This is a genomic window from Flavobacterium sp. AED (assembly GCF_000812945.1).
Classification (GTDB): Bacteria; Bacteroidota; Bacteroidia; order Flavobacteriales; family Flavobacteriaceae; genus Flavobacterium.
Genome location: NZ_JSYM01000001.1, coordinates 687,987 through 708,874, shown reverse-complemented (window position 1 = coordinate 708,874; position 20,888 = coordinate 687,987). Strand labels below are relative to the sequence as shown.

At 33.3% G+C, this 20,888-nt stretch carries 17 protein-coding genes; 7 read left to right on the top strand and 10 right to left on the bottom strand.

Features of this window, described 5'->3' with window-relative positions; all coding sequences use genetic code 11:
- Nucleotides 1-46 precede the first annotated feature (46 nt).
- The gene (locus OA85_RS03220) at nucleotides 47-1,216 is read right to left on the bottom strand and encodes a proline dehydrogenase family protein (protein WP_039108059.1); all 1,170 of its coding nucleotides are present in this window, start codon (nucleotides 1,214-1,216) and stop codon (nucleotides 47-49) included.
- Nucleotides 1,217-1,308: 92 nt separating this feature from the next.
- Between OA85_RS03220 and aroB the strand changes: the two genes are divergently transcribed.
- From aroB to OA85_RS03185, 6 genes are all read left to right on the top strand, one after another.
- Nucleotides 1,309-2,376, top strand: a complete 1,068-nt coding sequence (gene aroB, locus OA85_RS03215) for a 3-dehydroquinate synthase (RefSeq protein ID WP_039108058.1) — start codon at nucleotides 1,309-1,311, stop codon at nucleotides 2,374-2,376.
- A 290-nt stretch (nucleotides 2,377-2,666) separates the two neighbouring features.
- Nucleotides 2,667-4,067, top strand: coding sequence for a decarboxylase (locus OA85_RS03205; RefSeq protein WP_039108056.1), 1,401 nt, complete (start codon nucleotides 2,667-2,669; stop codon nucleotides 4,065-4,067).
- A 92-nt stretch (nucleotides 4,068-4,159) separates the two neighbouring features.
- Nucleotides 4,160-5,131, top strand: a complete 972-nt coding sequence (locus OA85_RS03200) for a deoxyhypusine synthase family protein (RefSeq protein ID WP_035672419.1) — start codon at nucleotides 4,160-4,162, stop codon at nucleotides 5,129-5,131.
- 9 nt (nucleotides 5,132-5,140) lie between these two features.
- Nucleotides 5,141-5,551 carry a hypothetical protein gene (locus OA85_RS17335; RefSeq protein WP_039108055.1) on the top strand — a complete coding sequence of 137 codons (411 nt, stop codon included), beginning with the start codon at nucleotides 5,141-5,143 and terminating at the stop codon, nucleotides 5,549-5,551.
- Nucleotides 5,552-5,633: 82 nt separating this feature from the next.
- Complete coding sequence (gene recQ, locus OA85_RS03190; protein ID WP_039108054.1) at nucleotides 5,634-7,745, top strand: DNA helicase RecQ; 2,112 nt, start codon at nucleotides 5,634-5,636, stop codon at nucleotides 7,743-7,745.
- Between the two features lie 8 nt (nucleotides 7,746-7,753).
- Nucleotides 7,754-8,230 (top strand): DNA-deoxyinosine glycosylase, encoded by a 477-nt coding sequence (locus OA85_RS03185; RefSeq protein WP_039108053.1) that lies wholly within the window; start codon nucleotides 7,754-7,756, stop codon nucleotides 8,228-8,230.
- A gap of 1 nt (nucleotide 8,231) precedes the next feature.
- Here OA85_RS03185 and OA85_RS03180 read toward each other — a convergent pair whose 3' ends face one another.
- The 4 genes from OA85_RS03180 to OA85_RS03165 form a co-directional block, all read right to left on the bottom strand.
- Nucleotides 8,232-8,747, bottom strand: a complete 516-nt coding sequence (locus OA85_RS03180; RefSeq protein WP_039108052.1) for a DinB family protein — start codon at nucleotides 8,745-8,747, stop codon at nucleotides 8,232-8,234.
- Between the two features lie 11 nt (nucleotides 8,748-8,758).
- A complete protein-coding gene (locus tag OA85_RS03175) occupies nucleotides 8,759-11,344 on the bottom strand; it encodes a phosphoenolpyruvate carboxylase (RefSeq protein ID WP_039108051.1) in 2,586 nt (861 codons plus the stop codon).
- A 96-nt stretch (nucleotides 11,345-11,440) separates the two neighbouring features.
- Nucleotides 11,441-11,920, bottom strand: a complete 480-nt coding sequence (locus tag OA85_RS03170) for an Lrp/AsnC family transcriptional regulator (protein ID WP_035672404.1) — start codon at nucleotides 11,918-11,920, stop codon at nucleotides 11,441-11,443.
- Nucleotides 11,921-11,997: 77 nt separating this feature from the next.
- On the bottom strand, nucleotides 11,998-13,152 hold the full coding sequence (locus OA85_RS03165; RefSeq protein ID WP_039108050.1) for a M14 metallopeptidase family protein: 1,155 nt from the start codon (nucleotides 13,150-13,152) through the stop codon (nucleotides 11,998-12,000).
- Nucleotides 13,153-13,463: 311 nt separating this feature from the next.
- Here OA85_RS03165 and OA85_RS03160 point away from each other — a divergent pair, with 311 nt between their 5' ends.
- Complete coding sequence (locus OA85_RS03160) at nucleotides 13,464-13,940, top strand: helix-turn-helix transcriptional regulator (protein ID WP_039108049.1); 477 nt, start codon at nucleotides 13,464-13,466, stop codon at nucleotides 13,938-13,940.
- Nucleotides 13,941-14,002: 62 nt separating this feature from the next.
- Here the strand turns inward: OA85_RS03160 and OA85_RS03155 are convergent, their stop codons facing one another.
- The 5 genes from OA85_RS03155 to OA85_RS03135 form a co-directional block, all read right to left on the bottom strand.
- Nucleotides 14,003-14,554, bottom strand: coding sequence for a 1-acyl-sn-glycerol-3-phosphate acyltransferase (locus OA85_RS03155; protein WP_039108047.1), 552 nt, complete (start codon nucleotides 14,552-14,554; stop codon nucleotides 14,003-14,005).
- A gap of 154 nt (nucleotides 14,555-14,708) precedes the next feature.
- Nucleotides 14,709-17,003 carry an NADP-dependent malic enzyme gene (locus OA85_RS03150; RefSeq protein ID WP_039108046.1) on the bottom strand — a complete coding sequence of 765 codons (2,295 nt, stop codon included), beginning with the start codon at nucleotides 17,001-17,003 and terminating at the stop codon, nucleotides 14,709-14,711.
- 59 nt (nucleotides 17,004-17,062) lie between these two features.
- Nucleotides 17,063-18,280 (bottom strand): 3-oxoadipyl-CoA thiolase, encoded by a 1,218-nt coding sequence (gene pcaF, locus OA85_RS03145; protein ID WP_039108045.1) that lies wholly within the window; start codon nucleotides 18,278-18,280, stop codon nucleotides 17,063-17,065.
- A gap of 6 nt (nucleotides 18,281-18,286) precedes the next feature.
- Entirely contained in the window at nucleotides 18,287-19,633 is a 1,347-nt protein-coding gene (locus OA85_RS17155; RefSeq protein ID WP_082014108.1) for a 3-oxoacid CoA-transferase, read from the bottom strand.
- Nucleotides 19,634-19,688: 55 nt separating this feature from the next.
- Entirely contained in the window at nucleotides 19,689-20,879 is a 1,191-nt protein-coding gene (locus tag OA85_RS03135) for a 4-hydroxybenzoate 3-monooxygenase (protein WP_197056051.1), read from the bottom strand.
- Between the last annotated feature and the right edge of the window lie 9 nt (nucleotides 20,880-20,888).

The window sequence follows — 20,888 nt, the reverse complement described above, 5'->3', positions numbered from 1 at the left end:
GAGTTTTTTATGCAAACATTTTAAACTGAGTACTAAAAACTGATTTCTACTTCCCCTTTCTTCTGTTACGTTCCGCTTTTATCATTGATAATTCCCGACTGGTTTGCCCAGCAACTGAAGTGTTTTCTTCGGCACGACGAATCAAGTACGGCATCACATCTTTAACTGGACCAAAAGGGAGGTATTTAGCAACATTATAACCATTAGCGGCTAAATTGTAACTGATATTATCGCTCATTCCGTACAATTGACCAAACCAGATTCTGTCATCGTTTGATTTAATTCCTTTCTCTTGCATTAATTCCATTAACATATAGGTACTTTCCTCATTATGGGTTCCTGCAAAAATAGACATCGTATCTAAATGATCAATCATATAGTGTACTGCAGCATCATAATTTTCATCTGTAGCCTCTTTTGAAGCACATATTGGTGACGGGTAGCCTTTCTCTTCAGCACGTGCAATTTCTTTTTCCATATAAGCACCACGAACCAATTTCATTCCTATGAAGAAGCCTTCTTTATTTGCCTGTTCATGTAATTTTTTCAAATAATCCAAACGATCCCAACGATACATTTGCAACGTATTGAAAACAATTGGCTTTTCTTTATTGTATTTACGCATCATATCGGTAACTAAATCATCGGCTGCATCTTGCATCCAACTTTCTTCACCGTCAATAAGAAGTGCTACGTCTTTAGAATGAGCATCTTTACAAACCAAATCAAAACGCTCCACTACTCTATTCCATTCTGCCTGCTCTTCTGCAGTTAATGTTTGTTTTTCTCCAAGTTTCTCATACAACTCAAAACGTCCAAAACCTGTTGGTTTAAAAACTGCAAAAGGTATTGCTTTACGCTCTTTGGCAAATTCAATCGTTTTTAAAGTCATTTCCAATGCAGCATCAAACTGATCTTCTTCCTCTTTACCTTCTACAGAATAATCCAATACAGAAGAAACTCCTTTAGTAAACATTTTATCTACTACAGAAAGGCAATCAACCTCATTTACTCCGCCACAAAAATGGTCAAAAACGGTGGCACGAATTAAACCTTCAACAGGAAGATTTGCTTTCAGTGCAAAATTAGTAACCGCAGTTCCAATTCGAACTAAAGGCTGATTATCAATCATTTTGAAAAGAAAATAAGCTCTATCGAGTTCGGTATCGCTTTTTAATGCAAACGCAACTTGTGTATTATTGAATATTTTTTCCATTATTTGTGATATTTTTGTACAAATATAGATAGAGTTTTGAATATTATTCCCCAAAAATTACCTTATTTTGCCCTTTCAATTAATCAATAAAGATGCAATCAATTCAAGCCAACAGTTATCCAATTCATTTCAACGAAAAAGGATATGAAGCATTAAACCTTCATTTAAAAGAGAACAAGTATTCTAACCTATTTATTATTGTAGACAACAATACAAATGAATTTTGTTTACCAAAATTTCTTCCCTTTTTAGAAACTGATCTTACTATTGAAATTATTGAGTTTGAAGCAGGAGAACACAATAAGAATATAGAAACTTGTGTCCAAATTTGGAATGTATTAACTGAGCTTGGTGCTGATAGAAAAAGCCTAGTACTTAATTTAGGTGGCGGCGTTGTTACCGATTTAGGTGGTTTTGTGGCTTCAACATTCAAGAGAGGAGTTGATTTTATTCATATACCTACTACTTTATTATCCATGGTTGATGCTTCTGTTGGTGGAAAAAATGGTGTTGATTTAGGAAATTTAAAAAACCAAATTGGAGTTATCAATGTTCCTAAAATGGTTCTTATTGATACACAATACCTTAACACATCACCACAAAATGAAATGCGTTCCGGTCTTGCCGAAATGCTGAAACACGGCTTGATATACGACGCAGCATATTGGGAGCAATTTCTAGATTTGAAAGCCATCGATTTTGCTGATTTTGATGAATTAATATATCGTTCTGTCGAAATAAAAAATGAAATTGTAAAACAAGATCCAACTGAGAAAAATATCCGAAAAGCATTAAATTTTGGTCATACTTTAGGACATGCCATTGAAAGCTATTTTCTGGAGAATGAAAACAAGACAACTTTATTACACGGTGAGGCAATTGCTGTTGGGATGATATTGGAAAGTTACATTTCATGGAATAAAAACTTGATCAATCAAGAGGAATATTTCCAAATAAAATCGAGTATTAAGAGTATATACGACGACATTGTTTTTGAAGAAAATGATATCGAACCTATTTTAGAATTACTTATTCACGACAAAAAAAATGAGTATGGTAACATCCAGTTTGCATTAATTGAAGGTATCGGGAAAATAAAAATCAATCAATCAGTTGAAAATGAATTAATTCTTAAAGCGTTTCTGGATTATAAATCTTAATTATTTTTTTATAAAAAGGATTGCATTACGTATATAATATTTTTTACATTTGCTGCGATGAAAAAAAGTCAAAACAAGAGAAATTATAGTTCTAAGAAAAACCGAAACAATATGTCTTTTTTAAGAATATTGAAACGTTTTTATTCTATCAAAGGGAACTTTAGTTTTGATATTTTTCAATATTTGAAATCAGACCATGAAAAGCTTCAAATAATTTATGCAAATATCAGAGTTTGAATTTTAGATTAATTATTTTTTACATATATTTAATCTAAAATACTGAAAAACAAATGAATACAAAATATTCTGATTTAATAAATCAAACCTATTACTTTCCACAAGAAGAATTTACATTAAACAAAGACAATCTTCAGTTTCACAATATAGACTTGATGAAACTCGTAGAAAAATATGGTACACCATTAAAATTTACCTATTTACCTCAAATTTCCAATAACATTAACAAAGCCAAAAGCTGGTTTCGTAAATCAATGGAAAAAAATAAATATGAGGCTAAATATTACTATTGCTATTGCACAAAAAGTTCTCATTTTGAATTTATAATGAATGAGGCTTTCAAAAATAATATCCATATTGAAACATCCTCTGCTTTTGACATCAATATTGTTGAAAATTTATTGGAAAATGGAAAAATCAACAAAAGTACTTATGTAATTTGTAATGGTTTCAAAAGAGATCAATATATTGAGAACATTGCAAGATTAGTAAATAACGGTCATAAAAATGCAATTCCAATTATTGATAATTATGAAGAACTGGATTTACTTCAAGCTCAAATAAAAGGAAAATTCAAAATTGGAATCCGTATTGCAGCTGAAGAGGAACCTAAGTTTGAGTTTTATACTTCAAGATTAGGAATTGGATACAAAAACATTGTTCCTTTTTACAAAAAAGAGATAAAAGAAAATAAAAGCTTGGAACTTAAAATGTTGCACTTTTTTATTAATACAGGTATAAATGACAATGCCTATTATTGGAATGAATTAGTAAAATGTATCAAAGTATATGTCGCGCTTAAAAAAGAATGCCCTACTCTTGATGGATTAAATATTGGTGGTGGTTTTCCTATCAAGAATTCATTGACATTTGAGTACGATTACCAATATATGATTGATGAGATTATCAATCAAATAAAAATAGCTTGTGATGAAGCAGAAGTTGATGTTCCAAATATCTTTACAGAATTTGGTTCGTTTACTGTTGGCGAAAGCGGTGGCGCAATTTATCAGATTTTGTATCAAAAACAACAAAATGATAGAGAAAAATGGAATATGATTGATTCCTCTTTTATCACAACTTTGCCAGATACATGGGCTATTAACAAGCGTTTCATCATGTTAGCTATAAATCGCTGGAATGACACTTACGAAAGAGTCTTATTAGGCGGGATGACCTGTGATAGTGATGATTATTACAATTCAGAGCAAAATATGAACGCTATATATTTGCCAAAATATAACAAAGAAAAACCATTATATATTGGATTTTTCAATACCGGAGCTTATCAGGAAACAATAGGTGGATATGGTGGTTTACACCATTGCTTAATTCCACAACCTAAACACATACTGATAGATAGAGATGAAAATGGAATTTTGGCAACTGAGGTTTTCTCCGAACAACAAACCTCCGATGATGTTTTAAAAATATTAGGTTACGACAAAAAATAAATTCTTAATTATACAATTAGTCAATTTAAAAATTCGTTAAATTTGAAATACAAATTCAATGTTTCGATTTTTAAATCTTTAAATTTAAAAAAATGAGCAAAGGACCAATCAGTCAGTTTATCGAGAAGCATTACTTGCATTTCAACTCTGCATCTTTAGTTGACGCAGCTAAGGCATATGAACAACAATTAGCCAACGGTGCTAAAATGATGGTGAGCATGGCTGGAGCTATGAGTACAGCAGAGATTGGAAAGATTTTTGCCGAAATAATTCGTCAGGATAAAGTTCAAATTATTTCTTGTACAGGAGCAAATCTTGAAGAAGACATTATGAATTTAGTAGCTCATTCTCATTATGAAAGAGTTCCAAATTATAGAGATTTAACTCCTCAAGATGAGTGGGATTTACTAGAAAGAGGTTTAAACCGAGTTACCGATACTTGCATTCCTGAACACGAAGCATTCCGTCGTTTGCAAAAGCATATTTATAAAATCTGGAAAGATGCTGATGATAAAGGTGAAAGATATTTTCCACATGAATTTATGTATAAAATGTTGCTTTCCGGCGTTCTTGAAGAATATTATGAAATTGACTTAAAAGACAGCTGGATGTATGCAGCTGCTGAGAAAAATTTACCTATTATTGTACCAGGTTGGGAAGATAGTACAATGGGAAATATATTTGCCTCTTATGTAATCAAAGGTGAATTAAAAGCATCAACAATGAAATCCGGCATTGAATACATGGTTTTCTTGTCTGATTGGTATCCAAAAAACAGTACTAATGGTGTAGGTTTTTTCCAAATTGGTGGAGGTATTGCAGGAGATTTTCCAATATGTGTAGTACCAATGTTGTACCAAGATATGGAAATGCATGACATTCCTTTTTGGAGTTATTTTTGTCAGATTTCAGATTCAACAACCAGTTATGGTTCTTATTCTGGAGCGGTACCGAATGAAAAAATTACTTGGGGTAAATTAGATATTAAAACTCCTAAGTTTATTATTGAGTCCGATGCTACAATTGTGGCACCTTTAATTTTCGCTTATTTATTAGATTTATAGAATAACTTTATGAAAAGAGTAATAGTTGATTACGCAAAACTTACAAATGAAATTTTAAACCTTTTGGTAGAAAAATTTCCTGAAGGATATGATGATTCAAACATTATCCGTTTTAGAAATGCTAAAAATGAATTAATAGAAGCCGTTGAAGTGCGGACTGAAGACACCATTTATTTAGTAAAAGTCAGCACTAAATTAGCCGACAGAATTGAAAATTACGATGAGGATGATGAAATAGATGACGTTATCGAACCAATCAGCGGACTTGAACTTGACGATGATGATTCAGTTGACGATGACGATGAAGATGAAAATCTTGATAAGCCTGACAAAGATAGTGGAGATGATGGTGACGACGATGATGATGATGCAGAGGAAAAAGATTCATCAGACGAAGATGATGATGACGATGAAGATTAATTCAATTTTTCGATAAAAATAAAAAAGGAACTCACAACGAGTTCCTTTTTTTGTTAATTTAGAATACAAAATATACGCCAAAATGAATCAACAAATCTTACATGCCAAACTCAAGGAAAATTTTGGTTTTGAAAAATTCAGACCCAATCAGGAAGACATAATAAACGGTGTCCTATCTGGCTATGATACTTTGGCAATTATGCCAACCGGTGGTGGTAAATCAATTTGTTTTCAATTACCAGCTTTAATTTTACCAGGAATAACAATCGTAATTTCGCCACTAATTGCTTTGATGAAAGATCAAGTCGATAGTTTGAAAGCAAATGGTATTGCCGCCTGTTTTATAAATAGTAGTCAAACTGAAGACGAACGTCAATTTTATATTGAAAGCTTAAAATCGAACGTTATAAAGTTAGTTTACATTGCACCAGAAAGCCTTTCTTATCTTGATAACATTTTCAATAGTTTAACTATAAGTCTTATCGCTATTGACGAAGCCCATTGCATTTCGGCTTGGGGACATGATTTTCGTCCTGCATACACTAACTTGGGTTATCTAAAAAACCGCTTCCCTTCTACTCCAATCTTAGCTTTAACTGCAACGGCTGATAAAGCTACCCGTAAGGATATTAGCGAACAATTAAATTTAATCAATCCTAAAATATTCGTAGCATCTTTTGACAGAAAAAATCTGAGTTTAGAAGTTCGGCCAGCTTTAGACCGAGTAAAACAGATTATCGATTTCATCCAAGAAAAGCCAAATGAATCAGGAATAATATATTGCTTAAGCCGAAAAACAACAGAAGAACTTGCTGAAAAATTACAAAAAATAGGAATAAATGCAAAAGCATATCACGCTGGTTTAGACAATAAAATTCGTTCCAAAACCCAAGACGAGTTCATTAATGATGATTGCCAAGTGGTTTGTGCTACAATAGCTTTTGGAATGGGAATTGACAAATCAAATGTTCGTTGGGTAATTCATTATAATTTACCTAAAAACATCGAAGGTTATTATCAAGAAATTGGTCGTGCCGGTCGGGATGGATTACCATCTGAAACGGTATTGTTTGAAAGCTACGGTGATGTTATTCAATTACAAAAATTTGCTTCTCAAGGCTTGAATGCCGAAGTACAACTAGCAAAACTCGAAAGAATGAAACAATATGCAGATGCCTTAAGTTGTCGCAGAAAAATATTGCTTTCCTATTTTGGAGAACTCGTTACGGAGAACTGTGGGAATTGTGATATTTGCAAAAACCCACCTTCCTTTTTTGACGGAACTGTAATTGCTCAAAAAGCATTATCGGCGATTATTCGTTTGCAGGAAACAGAACCATTACCCGTTATCATTGACTTCTTGCGTGGTTCAAAAAATGCATATATTTACGAAAAAGAGTATCAAAATCTTAAAACTTATGGTGTTGGCACTGATCTTTCCTGGTTTGATTGGAATCAATATTTAATCCAACTTATCAATCTGGGATATTGCGAAATTGCGTTTCATCAACAAAACAAAATTAGATTAACCGCTTTTGCAAAAAAAGTATTGTTTGAAGGAGAAAAAGTACAACTAACTACTGTTCAGAAAATCAGCATCGACAAACAAGAAGTCAAAGAAGTAAAAAGTAAATCTACTGCTAATTCATTATTTGATACGTTACGAAAACTACGCTATGAAATTTCCAAAGAGGAATCTGTTCCTGCTTATGTAATTTTTAGTGATGCGGCTTTACGCCAAATGGAAACCGAAAGACCTATGAGTGATCCCGAATTATTAGCAATTGATGGCGTTGGGAAAGCTAAACTGGAAAAATATGGTGACGCCTTTATAAAAGCTATAATTGATTTTCAAAAATCTAAAGTTGTTAAAAAAAAGAAAGAAGCCACAACATATGCAGCAACATTAGATTTATACCAAAACGGATTATCTGTTGAAGAAATTTCTCAAAAGCGAAAATTAGGATTAAGTACCATTATGTCTCATTTAGCCAAATTATATGTTGACGGAGCAGCTATAGATCTAAATCCGTTTATATCTAAAGAAGAAGTATCTCAAATTGCTGAAGCTCAAATAAAACTAGAATCTCCAAATACCTTGAAACCCTATTTTGATTATTTTGAAGAAAAAATAGATTACGGAAAAATACGATTGGCATTGGCTATACTAGAAAAAGAAAATGCTGTATTTTAAAAATTAGTATGATAAATTCATTTCCTCCATTTGTAAATTCTCAAACTGAAATTTTGATTTTGGGAACCATGCCTGGCATAGCTTCTCTTGAAAAACAGGAATATTATGCACATAAAAGAAACCATTTTTGGAAAATAATGTACACACAACTGGGTAATTTACCTGTGTCAGAAATTTTCGAAGAAAAGATTCTGTTATTGCAAAAAAATAAAATTGGATTGTGGGATGTATTGGAAAATTGCGAAAGAAAAGGAAGTTTAGATATTCATATTAAAAATCAAAAAGAAAATGATTTTGAATCGTTGTTTAAAAAATTTCCAGCAATCACTAAAATCATCTTTAATGGAAAAGAAAGTCATAAATATTTTCTAAAAAAATTCGGACAAATAAAAGGCATCACGTATTATGTGATGCCTTCAACTAGTCCTGCTAATACAATGTCTTTTGAAAACAAGTTGAAAATCTGGTCAACTTGTTTCGAATAATCTATAAATATCTTTCTTGAAAAACTTTTTGATGGTGTTTTTGATGACCAATAAGAATAAAGCCTATTGCACGAACTGAAATAGACGTATTAGAAGCAGTCCCAATTCTTTTTAATTGTTCTTCGGAAAAACTTTTAAAAAGAAACAAATTTGAATGCCTAACCGCCGATAATTCTGCTAATAAGTCTTGAATATTTCTATCGTTAGCATTCGTGTTAGCGACATAATCATTTTCTTCAAAACCAGGCAATGGCGTTTTATCATTTCTGGAAATTCGCAACGCACGATAAGCAAAAATACGTTCTGTATCAATGATGTGTTGGATAATATCTTTGATAGTCCACTTCCCTTCGGCATATCTGTAATCAAACTTATCCATTGGGATATTTTGTACAAAACGAATAAAATCGTGAAGACAAATTTCCAATTCTTCAATCATATCAACATTTCCCGCAGCTCTAATATAAGTTGCGTTAAATTCAGAATATTCACTAACAGGCAATTGATCTGTTTTCATTATTTTTTCAATTAAGCTGAATTTCTACTTGCGTTTGTATTTCCAAAAAGAGAACGTGTTACAATTTTCTCATACACTTTAATCAAGTCTACATCAGGATTTTTCTCTTTATTAATTTCATTAATTCTCAATAAAGCATATTGTTGTATCGTTAACAATGGCAATACAATACGCTCTCTTATTTGTATTGATGCTTTACCATCAGGATAATTCTCCATTAATTCTTTATGACCCGCAATTTTCAAAAGCAAACGTTTTGTTTCCAAAAATTCATCATAGATAATTTGCCAAAAAGCACCAAATTCAGGGTCTTTTTTCATGTAAGCTGTTAATGGGAAAAATGATTTTGCCAATGACATCATACTATTTTCCAACAAAGTTTTAAAGAACAAAGAGTTGTCATATAAATCCTGAACTTTATTCCATTGATTCGTATCTTCAAAATGCTTCAAAGCAGATCCTACTCCAAAAAATCCAGGAACATTTTGCTTCAATTGACTCCAAGAACCTACAAAGGGAATTGCTCTCAAGTCTGCAAAATCCAAACTTTCTGATTTACTTCTTTTTGATGGACGGCTTCCAATATTAGTTTTAGCATAATATTTCAAAGTACTCATCTGTTCCAAATATGGAATGAATTTAGGATGATTCTTGAAACTCAAGTATTTTTCATATCCTAATTCAGCTAATTGGTCTAAAATATCTTTCTCGTTAGTTGATAATTCATTCTGACCTTTGCTAAAAACTTGATTCGTTACACCCGCACTCAATAAATTCTCCAAATTATAACGACAAGAATCTAAAGTTCCAAAATTAGAACTTATCGTTTGTCCTTGTACTGTTACTTGAATCTCATTATTTTCAATATTTGGACCTAACGAAGCATAGAATTTATGTGTTTTTCCTCCACCACGAGCTGGCGGACCACCACGACCATCAAAGAAAATAGCTTTTATACCGTATTTTCTGGAGATTTCAGTAAGCTCTTCTTTAGCTTTATAAATACTCCAGTTTGCCATTAAATAACCACCATCTTTTGTACCGTCAGAAAAACCGAGCATTATTGTCTGCTTGTTATTTCTATTTGTCAAATGTTTAGCATAAGCCGGATTGGTATATAATTTCTCCATGATAGCATGCGCATTTTGTAAATCATCAACTGATTCAAAAAGCGGAATAATATCAACCGATGGGTTTTCCCAATTGCTCAAACGGAATAACGCAAAAGTCTCCATTACATTAAGCGCACTTTCATTATTACTTATGATATAACGATTTGCACCAAATTCACCATTCTTCTCTTGGATTGTTTTTATAGCTTGAATTGACTCAATAGTTGATTTAGTCATTTCATTATTGAAAACATTTGGATCTAAATCTCCTTTAGTATTAGAGAGAACTGTAAATTTCTCCTCTTCTGATAATTCAAAATAATTCTCAGGAAAAACAGCTGGGTCTGAATTCAAATAAAATTCAACAACATCATTAAAAACAGCATCATGAATTTTGCTATTTTGACGAATGTCTAAAGAGGCAAAATGAAAACCAAATAAATTCACTTTAATCAACAAAGAATCTAACTCATCAAGATATAATGATTGGTGTTGGTCTATGATTATTTGTTTTATTTTTTTCAACTGTGACTTAAATTCGTCCAAAGTGATAAAAATATCTCCTGTTGAATAAAAAACAGAGCGATAAAGTTTATGTTCAAGTTCTGAAACTAAAACATCTACACCTGAGAAAGTTAACTTACGTTTTAAATTTCTCATTTCAATGTAATAACATTTTAATATAGAAGTTCTCAAACGTTCTGCGACCTTCAAAGTAATACCTGTTGTTACAAATGGATTTCCATCACGATCTCCACCTGGCCAAAATCCAAGTTTAATTAATGGATTCTTAATTGAATTTCCATTAAAAATATTCTTTTGAAGATAATGAACCATATCTCCAGAAGTTTTATAAAATACATTTTCAAGATACCAAATCAAACTTACCGCTTCATCAAAAGGATTCGGTTTTTCATTTTGGATAAAAGGAGTTTTCCCTAATTGAGCTAACAATTGTTTAATGTCAAGTAAATTATTTTGACGGATAGCATCCGTTAAATCATTAATAATACCTAATACTGCACCCGGATAAAATTGCGTAGGATGAGCTGTCAAAACAGTTCTTACATTAAAATTCTCCAAGAAATCTATCAACTCTTCTTCCTTCTCTTTCGCTTCTGATTTTTCTTTAATATCTCTTAAAGAACCTCTTCCTTCCATATTATTAACTACAGGAAAAGCAGCATCTTCAATAGCATCAAACAAAACAATCTGTCTTTCAATGTATTGAATAAAACGAAACATCAAATCAATTTTCTCTGTTTCAGAGGCGCTATGCAAATATCTTTTAGCAAAAAAATCAACAATCTCTTTAGGAGTTTCTTGCTTCTTAAAACCAGTATCACAAACATCCGTAAACAAAGGAAGCAAAACACCAGTATTGTCTATAGAATCAAAAGGTAATGTAATAAAAACACTATTATAAATGTGATATTTAGAAAGAACGTCTTGATTGAAACGTTCTATTTTAGGCAGCGTGTACATAATTTAGTTGTAGTTGGTTTAGTTAGTCAATTTATCATAAAAAAACCCCAAGAATAAACTTGAGGTTATATTTTAAAATATAGCGTTCAAGATTAATTACATATTTTTGAAAATAGTATGCATCAAGCGCTTCTTATCATTTATACTTTCTTCAAGAGAAATCATAGTTTCAGTTCTGTAAACTCCTTCTATATCATCAATCATAAAGATAACATCTTTAGCATGTTTCGTATCTTTAGCTCTAATTTTACAGAAAATATTAAATTTTCCCGTTGTTACAGACGCAACTGTTACGTAAGGAATTTCGTTAATACGCTCTAAAACAAATTTTGTTTGAGAAGTATTATTAAGAAATACACCTACATATGCAATGAAAGAATATCCTAATTTATCATAATCAAGAACTAATGAAGATCCCATTATAATTCCGGCATCTTCCATTTTTTTTACTCTAACATGCACTGTTCCTGCAGAAATCAACAATTTTTTTGCGATATCTGTAAACGGAACCCTTGTATTGTCAATCAACATATCTAATATCTGGTGATCTACTTCATCTAAACGAAACTTACTCATATTTCTTTAATTAATATTAATAATTGCTATTACAAAGTATAAAAATATACATAAAAATTAATAAAACGATATAAATATTATATTTTTATCATTCCGTTAACAAATTTTATGTTATTATCTAAGCAAAAATCAGCTTTTTGATTTAATTTCGGAAAATTATCATAGTCATCTTTATATAGCGCTCCTTTAGCATCATACTCATAATGACCGAAATGATTTTCTAATTCGCCAATTTGTGAAATATAGGCGTTAAAACAAATCTGATTTTCAAATAACTCTTCTTTGTATTGTGATGCAAAATTGGTGATTTTTTCGATACCATCATAATTTATTCTGATGTTTTTATACATAAAATCATAAAAAACGACTTTATTTTGAGGAATATTCAAATATTTGTTAATTCCATTGCTAACTATAACGTTTTCGCAAAGTGACGTAAAACTCGAAATTAGCGCCATGAAGACAAATTTCCGAGTTACTTCTCTCTCGTAATCATTCGCAAAATGTCCCGCTTCAAACAACAAAGTAGGCACGCCTAAATGCTGAAAAGTATCTCCTATGCAATTTATATTGAACGAATCATCAAAACGCCCTATTTGATTCGGCAAATATTGTTGCAACACATCGTTTATAGCCGCAATTAGATTTATAGCCTTCAATCTCGAATCATTGATTTCTCGCTCTTCATTATAAGATGGCGCTAAAAATGACAATGTCGCTGGTTTACCAGTATCACTAACTCCAAATATAGTACGTTGATCATGAAGATTAAAGCAATAATCTGGCTTGAAAGTTTCGAAAGTTTGTCGCAATATCTTACTTTCAGGCTGAGAAAGGTCTTGAGAATCCCTATTTAAATCTACTTTATTAGCATTTTCACGCGTATATAAAGTTGCTCCGTCAGGATTCAACATTGGAATACTGCAAAAAGTAAAAGCATTAAGCAATTGTTTCGCCAAATCCGACCCACTATTTAATACATTTAAAAAGTCAAAAAGTGCTTTCGTGGTTGTACTTTCATTTCCGTGCATTTGAGACCAAAGAAAAATTCTAGTTTTACCTTCACCAATTTGATAGGAATAAATAGACTTTTCAAGAACTGATTTCCCAATAATTTTCAGTTGATTATTGGTGTTTAATTTTTGTAATAAAGGTTCAATTGAATCTAAAGTGACGTAACGACCGTGGATAGATTCTTCTTTATATTGATTGAATAATTGTTCTAAATTCATACTATATTATTTGATTTACAAAAGTAAACATCTTTATATTTACATTTGTAAACAAGTGGAATTTGAATTGTTTCAATGATGTAAACAGTTTTTCATATTGCTTACTCTAAGATAAGCTCTTTATAATTGACAAATGTTACCTTAATTAAAGATACAAGTTAAATTATTATTTATCAATTAATTAAATGTTTTTATCTATATTAAAACATTAATAAAAATACTCCAATAAATACTATTTACACTTGTAATTTTGGCGCTTTCACTTAATTTAGTTACATTTGTAAATAGATTATTATTAATCACAATTTACAATGGTAAACATAGACGATTTTATAAAAAGACTAGAAATTATACTGGATTATTACGGTCTGAATGCTTCTTCTTTTGCTGATAAAATTGGCGTTCAGCGTTCGAGTTTGTCTCACCTACTTTCGGGAAGAAACAAACCTAGTCTGGATTTTATCCTTAAAATTTTAGACGTTTTTCCTGATGTTGATTTGTATTGGATTTTGAATGGAAAAGGAACGTTTCCAAAAAATACCGCACACATCAATACCAAAGAAAATGTATTTGAAGAAGTTATAAAGCAAAATATCCCTACTCCATTAAACAACGAAATTATTCCTGAAAATTTATTCTCAGAAATAAAAGACACAAATCCAATAAATGCTTTGGAAGCAAAAAAAATGGAAAGTCAAAATATAGCAAAAGAATCTTTTTCGAGTGAAATTGATAAGATTGTCATCTTTTATAAAAATGGAACTTTTAAAAGTTATGTTCCAGATTAATTTTCAGAACGATTTATAATAATAAATAGTCTTGTTATTTTTTATTAAAAAAAAGATTTAATTTATTCCTTAAACCCTTTTTCAGGAATTTTACCTTCAACTCCTAAATAATGTTTTTTCAAAATAAGCATATCAGCTTCTAAATTTCCTGAAGGAATTAATAGATTTCCTAAATTAACTTCTTTTTTTCCAAAATCAAAAGCAACAGGAATTATTGGAACATTTGCTTTTAGTGCAATGTAATAAAATCCTGTTTTTAGTTCGGTTACTTTTTTACGGGTTCCTTCTGGAGCAACGGCAAGTCGGAAAATTTCTTTTCTTTGAAAAATAGCTGCAATAGAATCTACTTTATTCAATCCACCTGTTCTATCCAAAGGCTCTCCTCCCATGTATCTAAAATAAATCCCGAAAGGAAAACGAAACAATTCTTTTTTTCCAACCCAGTTCATTTCTAAGCCAGTTATTCCTCTGGTGAAAATACCCAAATAAAAATCATGCGCACTAGTATGCGGCATAACCATCATTACACATTTTTTTATATCTGCATCAATTGTTCCAACTATTTTCCAACCCATGAGCTTGAAAAATATCCATTTATAAAATTGTTTCTTCATCACTCCTTATCTTTTGTACAAAATAAATAATTAATATCTATTTATAATTTAAAACACATAAAATTCTAAAAAAAACCTCAAGAAGCTCTTGAGGTTTTATCGTTATTATATTCATTTTATCAAAATAATGAACTGTTTCTAAAAAATCTATTCTCTAAACATTCAATTTTGCTTTCTTTCTTTTTTCCCTTTCTTGCACATCAATCACCGCTACAGCAGTCATATTAACGATTTCATTTACGCTTGCTCCTAATTGAAGGATATGAACTGATTTACTAAGGCCCATAATTATTGGACCAATAGAATCCGACTTATTCAGTTCTTTCATTAATTTATACGTAATATTTGCCGATTCTAAATTTGGAAAAATTAAGGTATTTACTTTTTTACCAGCCAATTTAGAAAACGGGAATTTACTTTGCAACAAGTCCGTATTCAACGCAAAATCAGATTGTATGTCTCCATCCACAACCAAGTCCGGCTTTTTAGCATGCAAAATTCCAACGGCTTCTCTCACTTTAGTGGCATGAGGATGTACCGAAGAACCAAAATTAGAATAGGATAACATCGCCATAACGGGATCAAAACCAAAAGTGGTCGCTACATTAGCTGTCATTTGAGCAATATCAGCTAATTCTTCCGCAGTAGGATCAATATTTATTGCAGTATCCGCTAAAAACATAGGACCTCTTTCGGTTGTCAAAATGTTTACGGTTGCTACTTTTTTTACATTAGAAGCTTTTCCTATAACTTCAAATATTGGTTTAACCACCGTAGGATATGCTCTGGAATACCCTGATATCATTCCGTCTGCATCTCCTTCAAGTACCATCATCGCACCAAAATAATTGCGGGACCTCATTTTTATTTGTGCACCGTAAAGCGTCACACCACTTCTTTTTCTGTTATTCCAGAATTTAGTGGCATATTGATTTCTCACTTCATACGATTCTTCAGCATTAGTATCAATTATTAGAACATCAGCATCAAATTCGATTTCCTTTTTTAATTCTAGTATCGTTTCTCTATTCCCTAATAATATTGGAATTGCAATTCCTTCATCAGAAACAATTTGGGCTGCTTTCAACACATCCAAATGGTCTGCTTCCGCAAAAACTATTTTCTTAGCATTCATTCTGGCTCGGCTATGCAACATGCGCACCACTTTATTATCATTCCCGGAACGCTGCAACAATTCTTCTCTATACTTGTCCCAATCGGTAATAGGCATCTTGGCAACACCACTTTCCATAGCCGCTTTGGCGACAGCCGGAGGAATTGACGAAATCAATCTGGGGTCAAATGGTTTTGGAATAATATAATCTCTTCCAAAAGTAAGACGAGTTTCTCCATAAGCGATATTCACTTGCTCTGGAACCGCTTCTCTAGTCAAATCGGCCAAAGCTTTTACAGCAGCCATTTTCATCTCCTCATTTATTTTGGTCGCTCTTACATCTAGTGCTCCTCTAAAAATAAACGGAAATCCCAACACATTATTCACCTGATTCGGATGATCCGAACGACCGGTTGCCATAATAATATCTTTTCTTGTGCTTACCGCCAAATCATACGCAATTTCAGGATCTGGATTCGCCATTGCAAAAACAATAGGATCTTTTGCCATAGCAAGCAACATCTCTGGATTTACCACATCAGCAACCGAAAGTCCTATGAAAACATCTGCATCAACCATAGCCTCTTCCAGCGTGTCAATCTTTCTGTCCGTTGCAAATTCTAGCTTTTCGGCAGATAAATTTTCTCTGTCACTTCGAATGACTCCTTTGCTATCAAGCATTACAATATTCTTGGCACTGGCGCCAAAAGCTTTGTATAATTTGGTACAAGAAACTGCGGCTGCACCTGCTCCACTGATTACGATGCGAACTTCTTCTATTTTTTTCTTGGTTATTTCCAATGCATTCAATAAGGCTGCTGCCGATATAATAGCCGTTCCATGTTGATCATCGTGCATCACCGGAATATCCAATTCTTCTTTTAATCTTCTTTCGATTTCAAAAGCTTCCGGTGCTTTGATGTCTTCCAAATTGATTCCTCCAAAAGTAGGAGCCATAATTTTTACCGTTTCAATGAACTTATCAATATCTTTAGTATCCAATTCAATATCAATACTATCAATATCAGCAAAAATCTTAAACAACAAGCACTTACCTTCCATTACCGGCTTTGAAGCTTCAGGACCAATATCCCCTAATCCCAAAACGGCTGTTCCATTGGTAATCACCGCAACAAGATTTCCTTTTGCAGTATATTTATAGACATCATCCTTATTTTTATGTATCTCTAAGCAAGGCTCTGCCACTCCTGGCGAATACGCTAATCCCAAATCTCGTTGGGTAGCATACGGTTTTGTTGGTACAATTTTTATCTTTCCTGGTTGTGGTTTGGCATGGTAAGCCAAAGCTTCACTTCTTAATTTTTCGTTACTCATAATTGGTATTATTTAGTAGTGCATTCTTTAAAATTAAATAGGCAAATTTCTTTTAATAACTATTTTACATTCACATTTTCGATAATCACAGCATAACCCATTCCCACACCAATACACATCGTACACAATGCATATCTTTTATTTTGTTTTTGAAGTTCGATTGCGGCAGTTTGAATCAAACGAGTTCCTGACATTCCTAACGGATGTCCGAGTGCAATTGCTCCTCCATTTGGATTGACTCTTGCGTCATTATCCGCTAAACCCAATGCTCTGGTACAGGCCAAAGCTTGGGCTGCAAAAGCCTCATTCAATTCTATAATGTCAATATTATCTAATGTCAATCCTGCTTTTTGAAGTGCTTTTTGAGTAGCGCCTACAGGTCCAATTCCCATTATTCTAGGCTCTACACCTACAATTGCCGAAGAAACAATTCTGGCTAATGGTTTCAGATTATATTCTTTTATGGCTTTTTCAGAAGCTAAAAATAACGCGGCTGAACCATCATTAAGACCCGCTGCATTACCCGCAGTTACACTTCCTCCATCTTGCTTGAAAGCAGCTCTTAAAGTCGCTAGTTTTTCCAGAGAAGTGTTTCCTTTTATAAATTCATCTTTAGAAAACAAAGTAACAATTCCTTTTTTATCTGTCAGCTCTACTGCAATTATTTCTTCATCAAATCGTCCGTTTTGTTGTGCTGCAAATGCTTTTTGTTGCGAATTATAGGCAAATAAATCCTGATCTTCCCGACTTATGTTATACATTCCGACTAAATTTTCCGCCGTAATTCCCATCGCATCCGTGCCGTACATTGCTTCCATCTTGGGATTTACAAAACGCCATCCAAAACTGGAATCAAACATCTTGGCATCATTCCCAAAAGGCTTCGAAGTCTTAGATATAACCCAAGGACTACGTGTCATGTGTTCCATACCGCCTGCAATCATAATATCGGCATCACCCACCTGAATACTGCGTGAAGCATCTATAACCGCTGACATCCCCGAAGCACAAAGACGATTGACCGTTTGAGCCGGAACCGTAAAAGGCAATCCTGCCAATAAAGTAGCCATTCGAGCCACATTTCTATTGTCTTCCCCTGCCTGATTATGGTTTCCCAAAATCACCTCGTCAATCATTTCTACAGGAATATTCGGGTTTCTTTTTACTAATTCTTGGATGGTTAATGCCGCCAAATCATCCGCTCTTACAGTGGATAAACTTCCTCCAAAACTACCTATCGGCGTTCGAATGGCATCTATGATATACGATTTATTCATAATTTTCTAATTTAATTTTTCAATAAATTTCGCTGTCGTTTTAGCGCGTACTTCTTCTAGAGAACTACCCGGCATAATTTCGATTAAGGTCAGTTTTCCTTCGTTAAAAGAAAAAACAGCTAAATCAGTTATCACTAAATCCACCACATCCGATGCAGTAAGCGGTAATATACATTTTGGAACTATCTTAGAAGAACCATCAGGATTCGAATGTGTCATGGTGATGATTAATCGTTTAGCTCCTTTAGCTAAATCCATTGCCCCACCAACACCCAATAAAGGTTTTCCAGGAACAGCCCAATTAGCTAAATTAGCAAATTCATCCACTTCTAACCCCCCCATAATCGCAGTATCCACATGCCCTCCACGAATCATTGCAAAGGAATCGGCACTATCAAAATAACTGCTTCCTTTGAGTGCAGTTACAGGAATTTTACCCGCATTTACTGGATAATCCATTGCACCACCACCGTCAGTTGGAACTGGACCTACGCCTAACATTCCGTTTTCGGTATGCAAGATAATCCCGTGTTCATCGGTTATTAAATCGGCTACCAATGTTGGAATTCCGATACCTAAATTCACCACATCTCCTTTTTTTAATTCTGCCAAAGCTCGTTTCGCCATATACATTCGGCTTTCATCTACTTTTTTGGAAGTCGAAACCGAAGCCGAGCTTCCTAAGTCTTCCAAAGTAATTTTGGCTTCGACCAAATAATCAACAAAACAACCTTGCGTATGTACAAATTCAGGTGCAATTTCACCTACGGGAACAATTTCTTCGACTTCGGCAATGACCAAATCAGCAGCGGTTGCCATCGCTTTATTAAAATTATTTTCGGTCATTCGGTACTGCAAATTCCCAGCGGTATCTGCTCTCCATGCACGAATAAAGGCTACATTTCCCCGAATTCCTTTGATAAAAACCTGTTCCACATTATCAATTATTTTGGTTTCTCTACCCTCGGCAATTAGTGTTCCTGCTGATGTTGGCGTATAAAAACCGCCTATTCCTGCTCCACCTGCTCGAATCGCTTCGGCTAATGTTCCTTGTGGCAAAAGTTCATAAGCAACCTGACCCGTTTGTGCTGCTTTTACAGCATCTGGATTAGACGTAAAAAACGAACCAATCATTTTTTTAAGTTGTCCATTTCTCAATAAACGCCCACCTCCAAGACCGGCTTCACCAGTATTATTACCAATAAAGGTTAAGTTTTTTGTACCAATTTCGGCAAGCGCATGCATCAGGTGAACAGGGTTGCCTGTCATTCCAAAACCGCCTTGAAGAAGTGTGTCTCCTTCTTTCACCATTTTAGCAGCCGTGTGTAAATCTATAATAGGAACTTGTTTCATTTCTTTTTTTGTAAAATAATTTTATAAATGGAATGCAGTTTTTAAAACAAAAATTTTATTCGAAAGCTTCAAAAGGCAATCCTACATAATTCTCGGCAATGGTCGTAGCATACGCTTTAGAGATCGCTATATAATCAAATTTAGCTTGTTGCATGCTGTATTGAAAAGAACCGTGCTCTTCTTGTTTATGGAAAAGAGCCGTCATAAAATTCGAAAAATCCTGTGCACGCCAAATTCGTTTTAGAGCTGTTTTAGTATAACCATCCAGCGCTTTCATTGAATTATTTTTATAAAAATCAACCAATCCATCCACTAAATGTTTGACATCTGCAACCGCTAAATTGAGTCCTTTTCCTCCTGTCGGCGGCACTATATGAGCCGAATCACCTGCTAAAAACAATCTTCCATATTGCAAGTTATCAATCATGTAACCGCGCATAGGTGTAATACTTTTTTCGAAAATAGGACCCGATTTCAATTCCCATCCTTCAGTTCCCAAACGAATTGCCAATTCCTCCCAAATGCGTTCGTCAGACCAGTTTTCCAGCGTATCATCATTATCAACTTGAAGGTACAAACGACTCACTTCTTCAGAGCGAAGACTAGAAAGTGCAAAACCATTTTCATGATAGGCATAAATCAATTCTTCTGATGATGGAGCAACATGAGCAAGAATTCCCAACCAACTAAAAGGATAGGTGTGCGTAAATTCATTATAGCTTTCTTTAGGCAATGTTTTTCTGCCTAAACCATGAAATCCGTCGCAAGCCATAGCAAAATCACAATCAATTACGCCTTGTTCTCCTTCGTGTTGAAAATAAATTTTTGGGTTATTAGTTTCGAAATCTTCAATTTTTTCCGCTTGTGCTTCAAAATAAATTTTCCCGCCTGAAGAAAGCCAAGCCTCAGTAAGATCTTTTACAACTTCTTGTTGACCATAAATAGTGATTTTACGACCACCTGTAAGTTCGTCAAAAGGTACTCTTACTCGTTTTCCATTAAAACTTAAATAAACACCATGATGTTCTAATCCTTCTTCCACAAGACGATCAGCTACACCTAAATCTTTAAAAATGTCTACTGTATTTTGTTCTAATAATCCTGCTCTCACACGAGATTCTATATAGATACGACTTTGACGTTCAATGATTACGGCTTCAATTCCATTTTTTTTAAGCCAAATTGCAAGCGTAAGTCCAGCCGGGCCAGCACCGATGATGCCAACCTGAGTTTTAATATTTTTCATTTTTTAAAG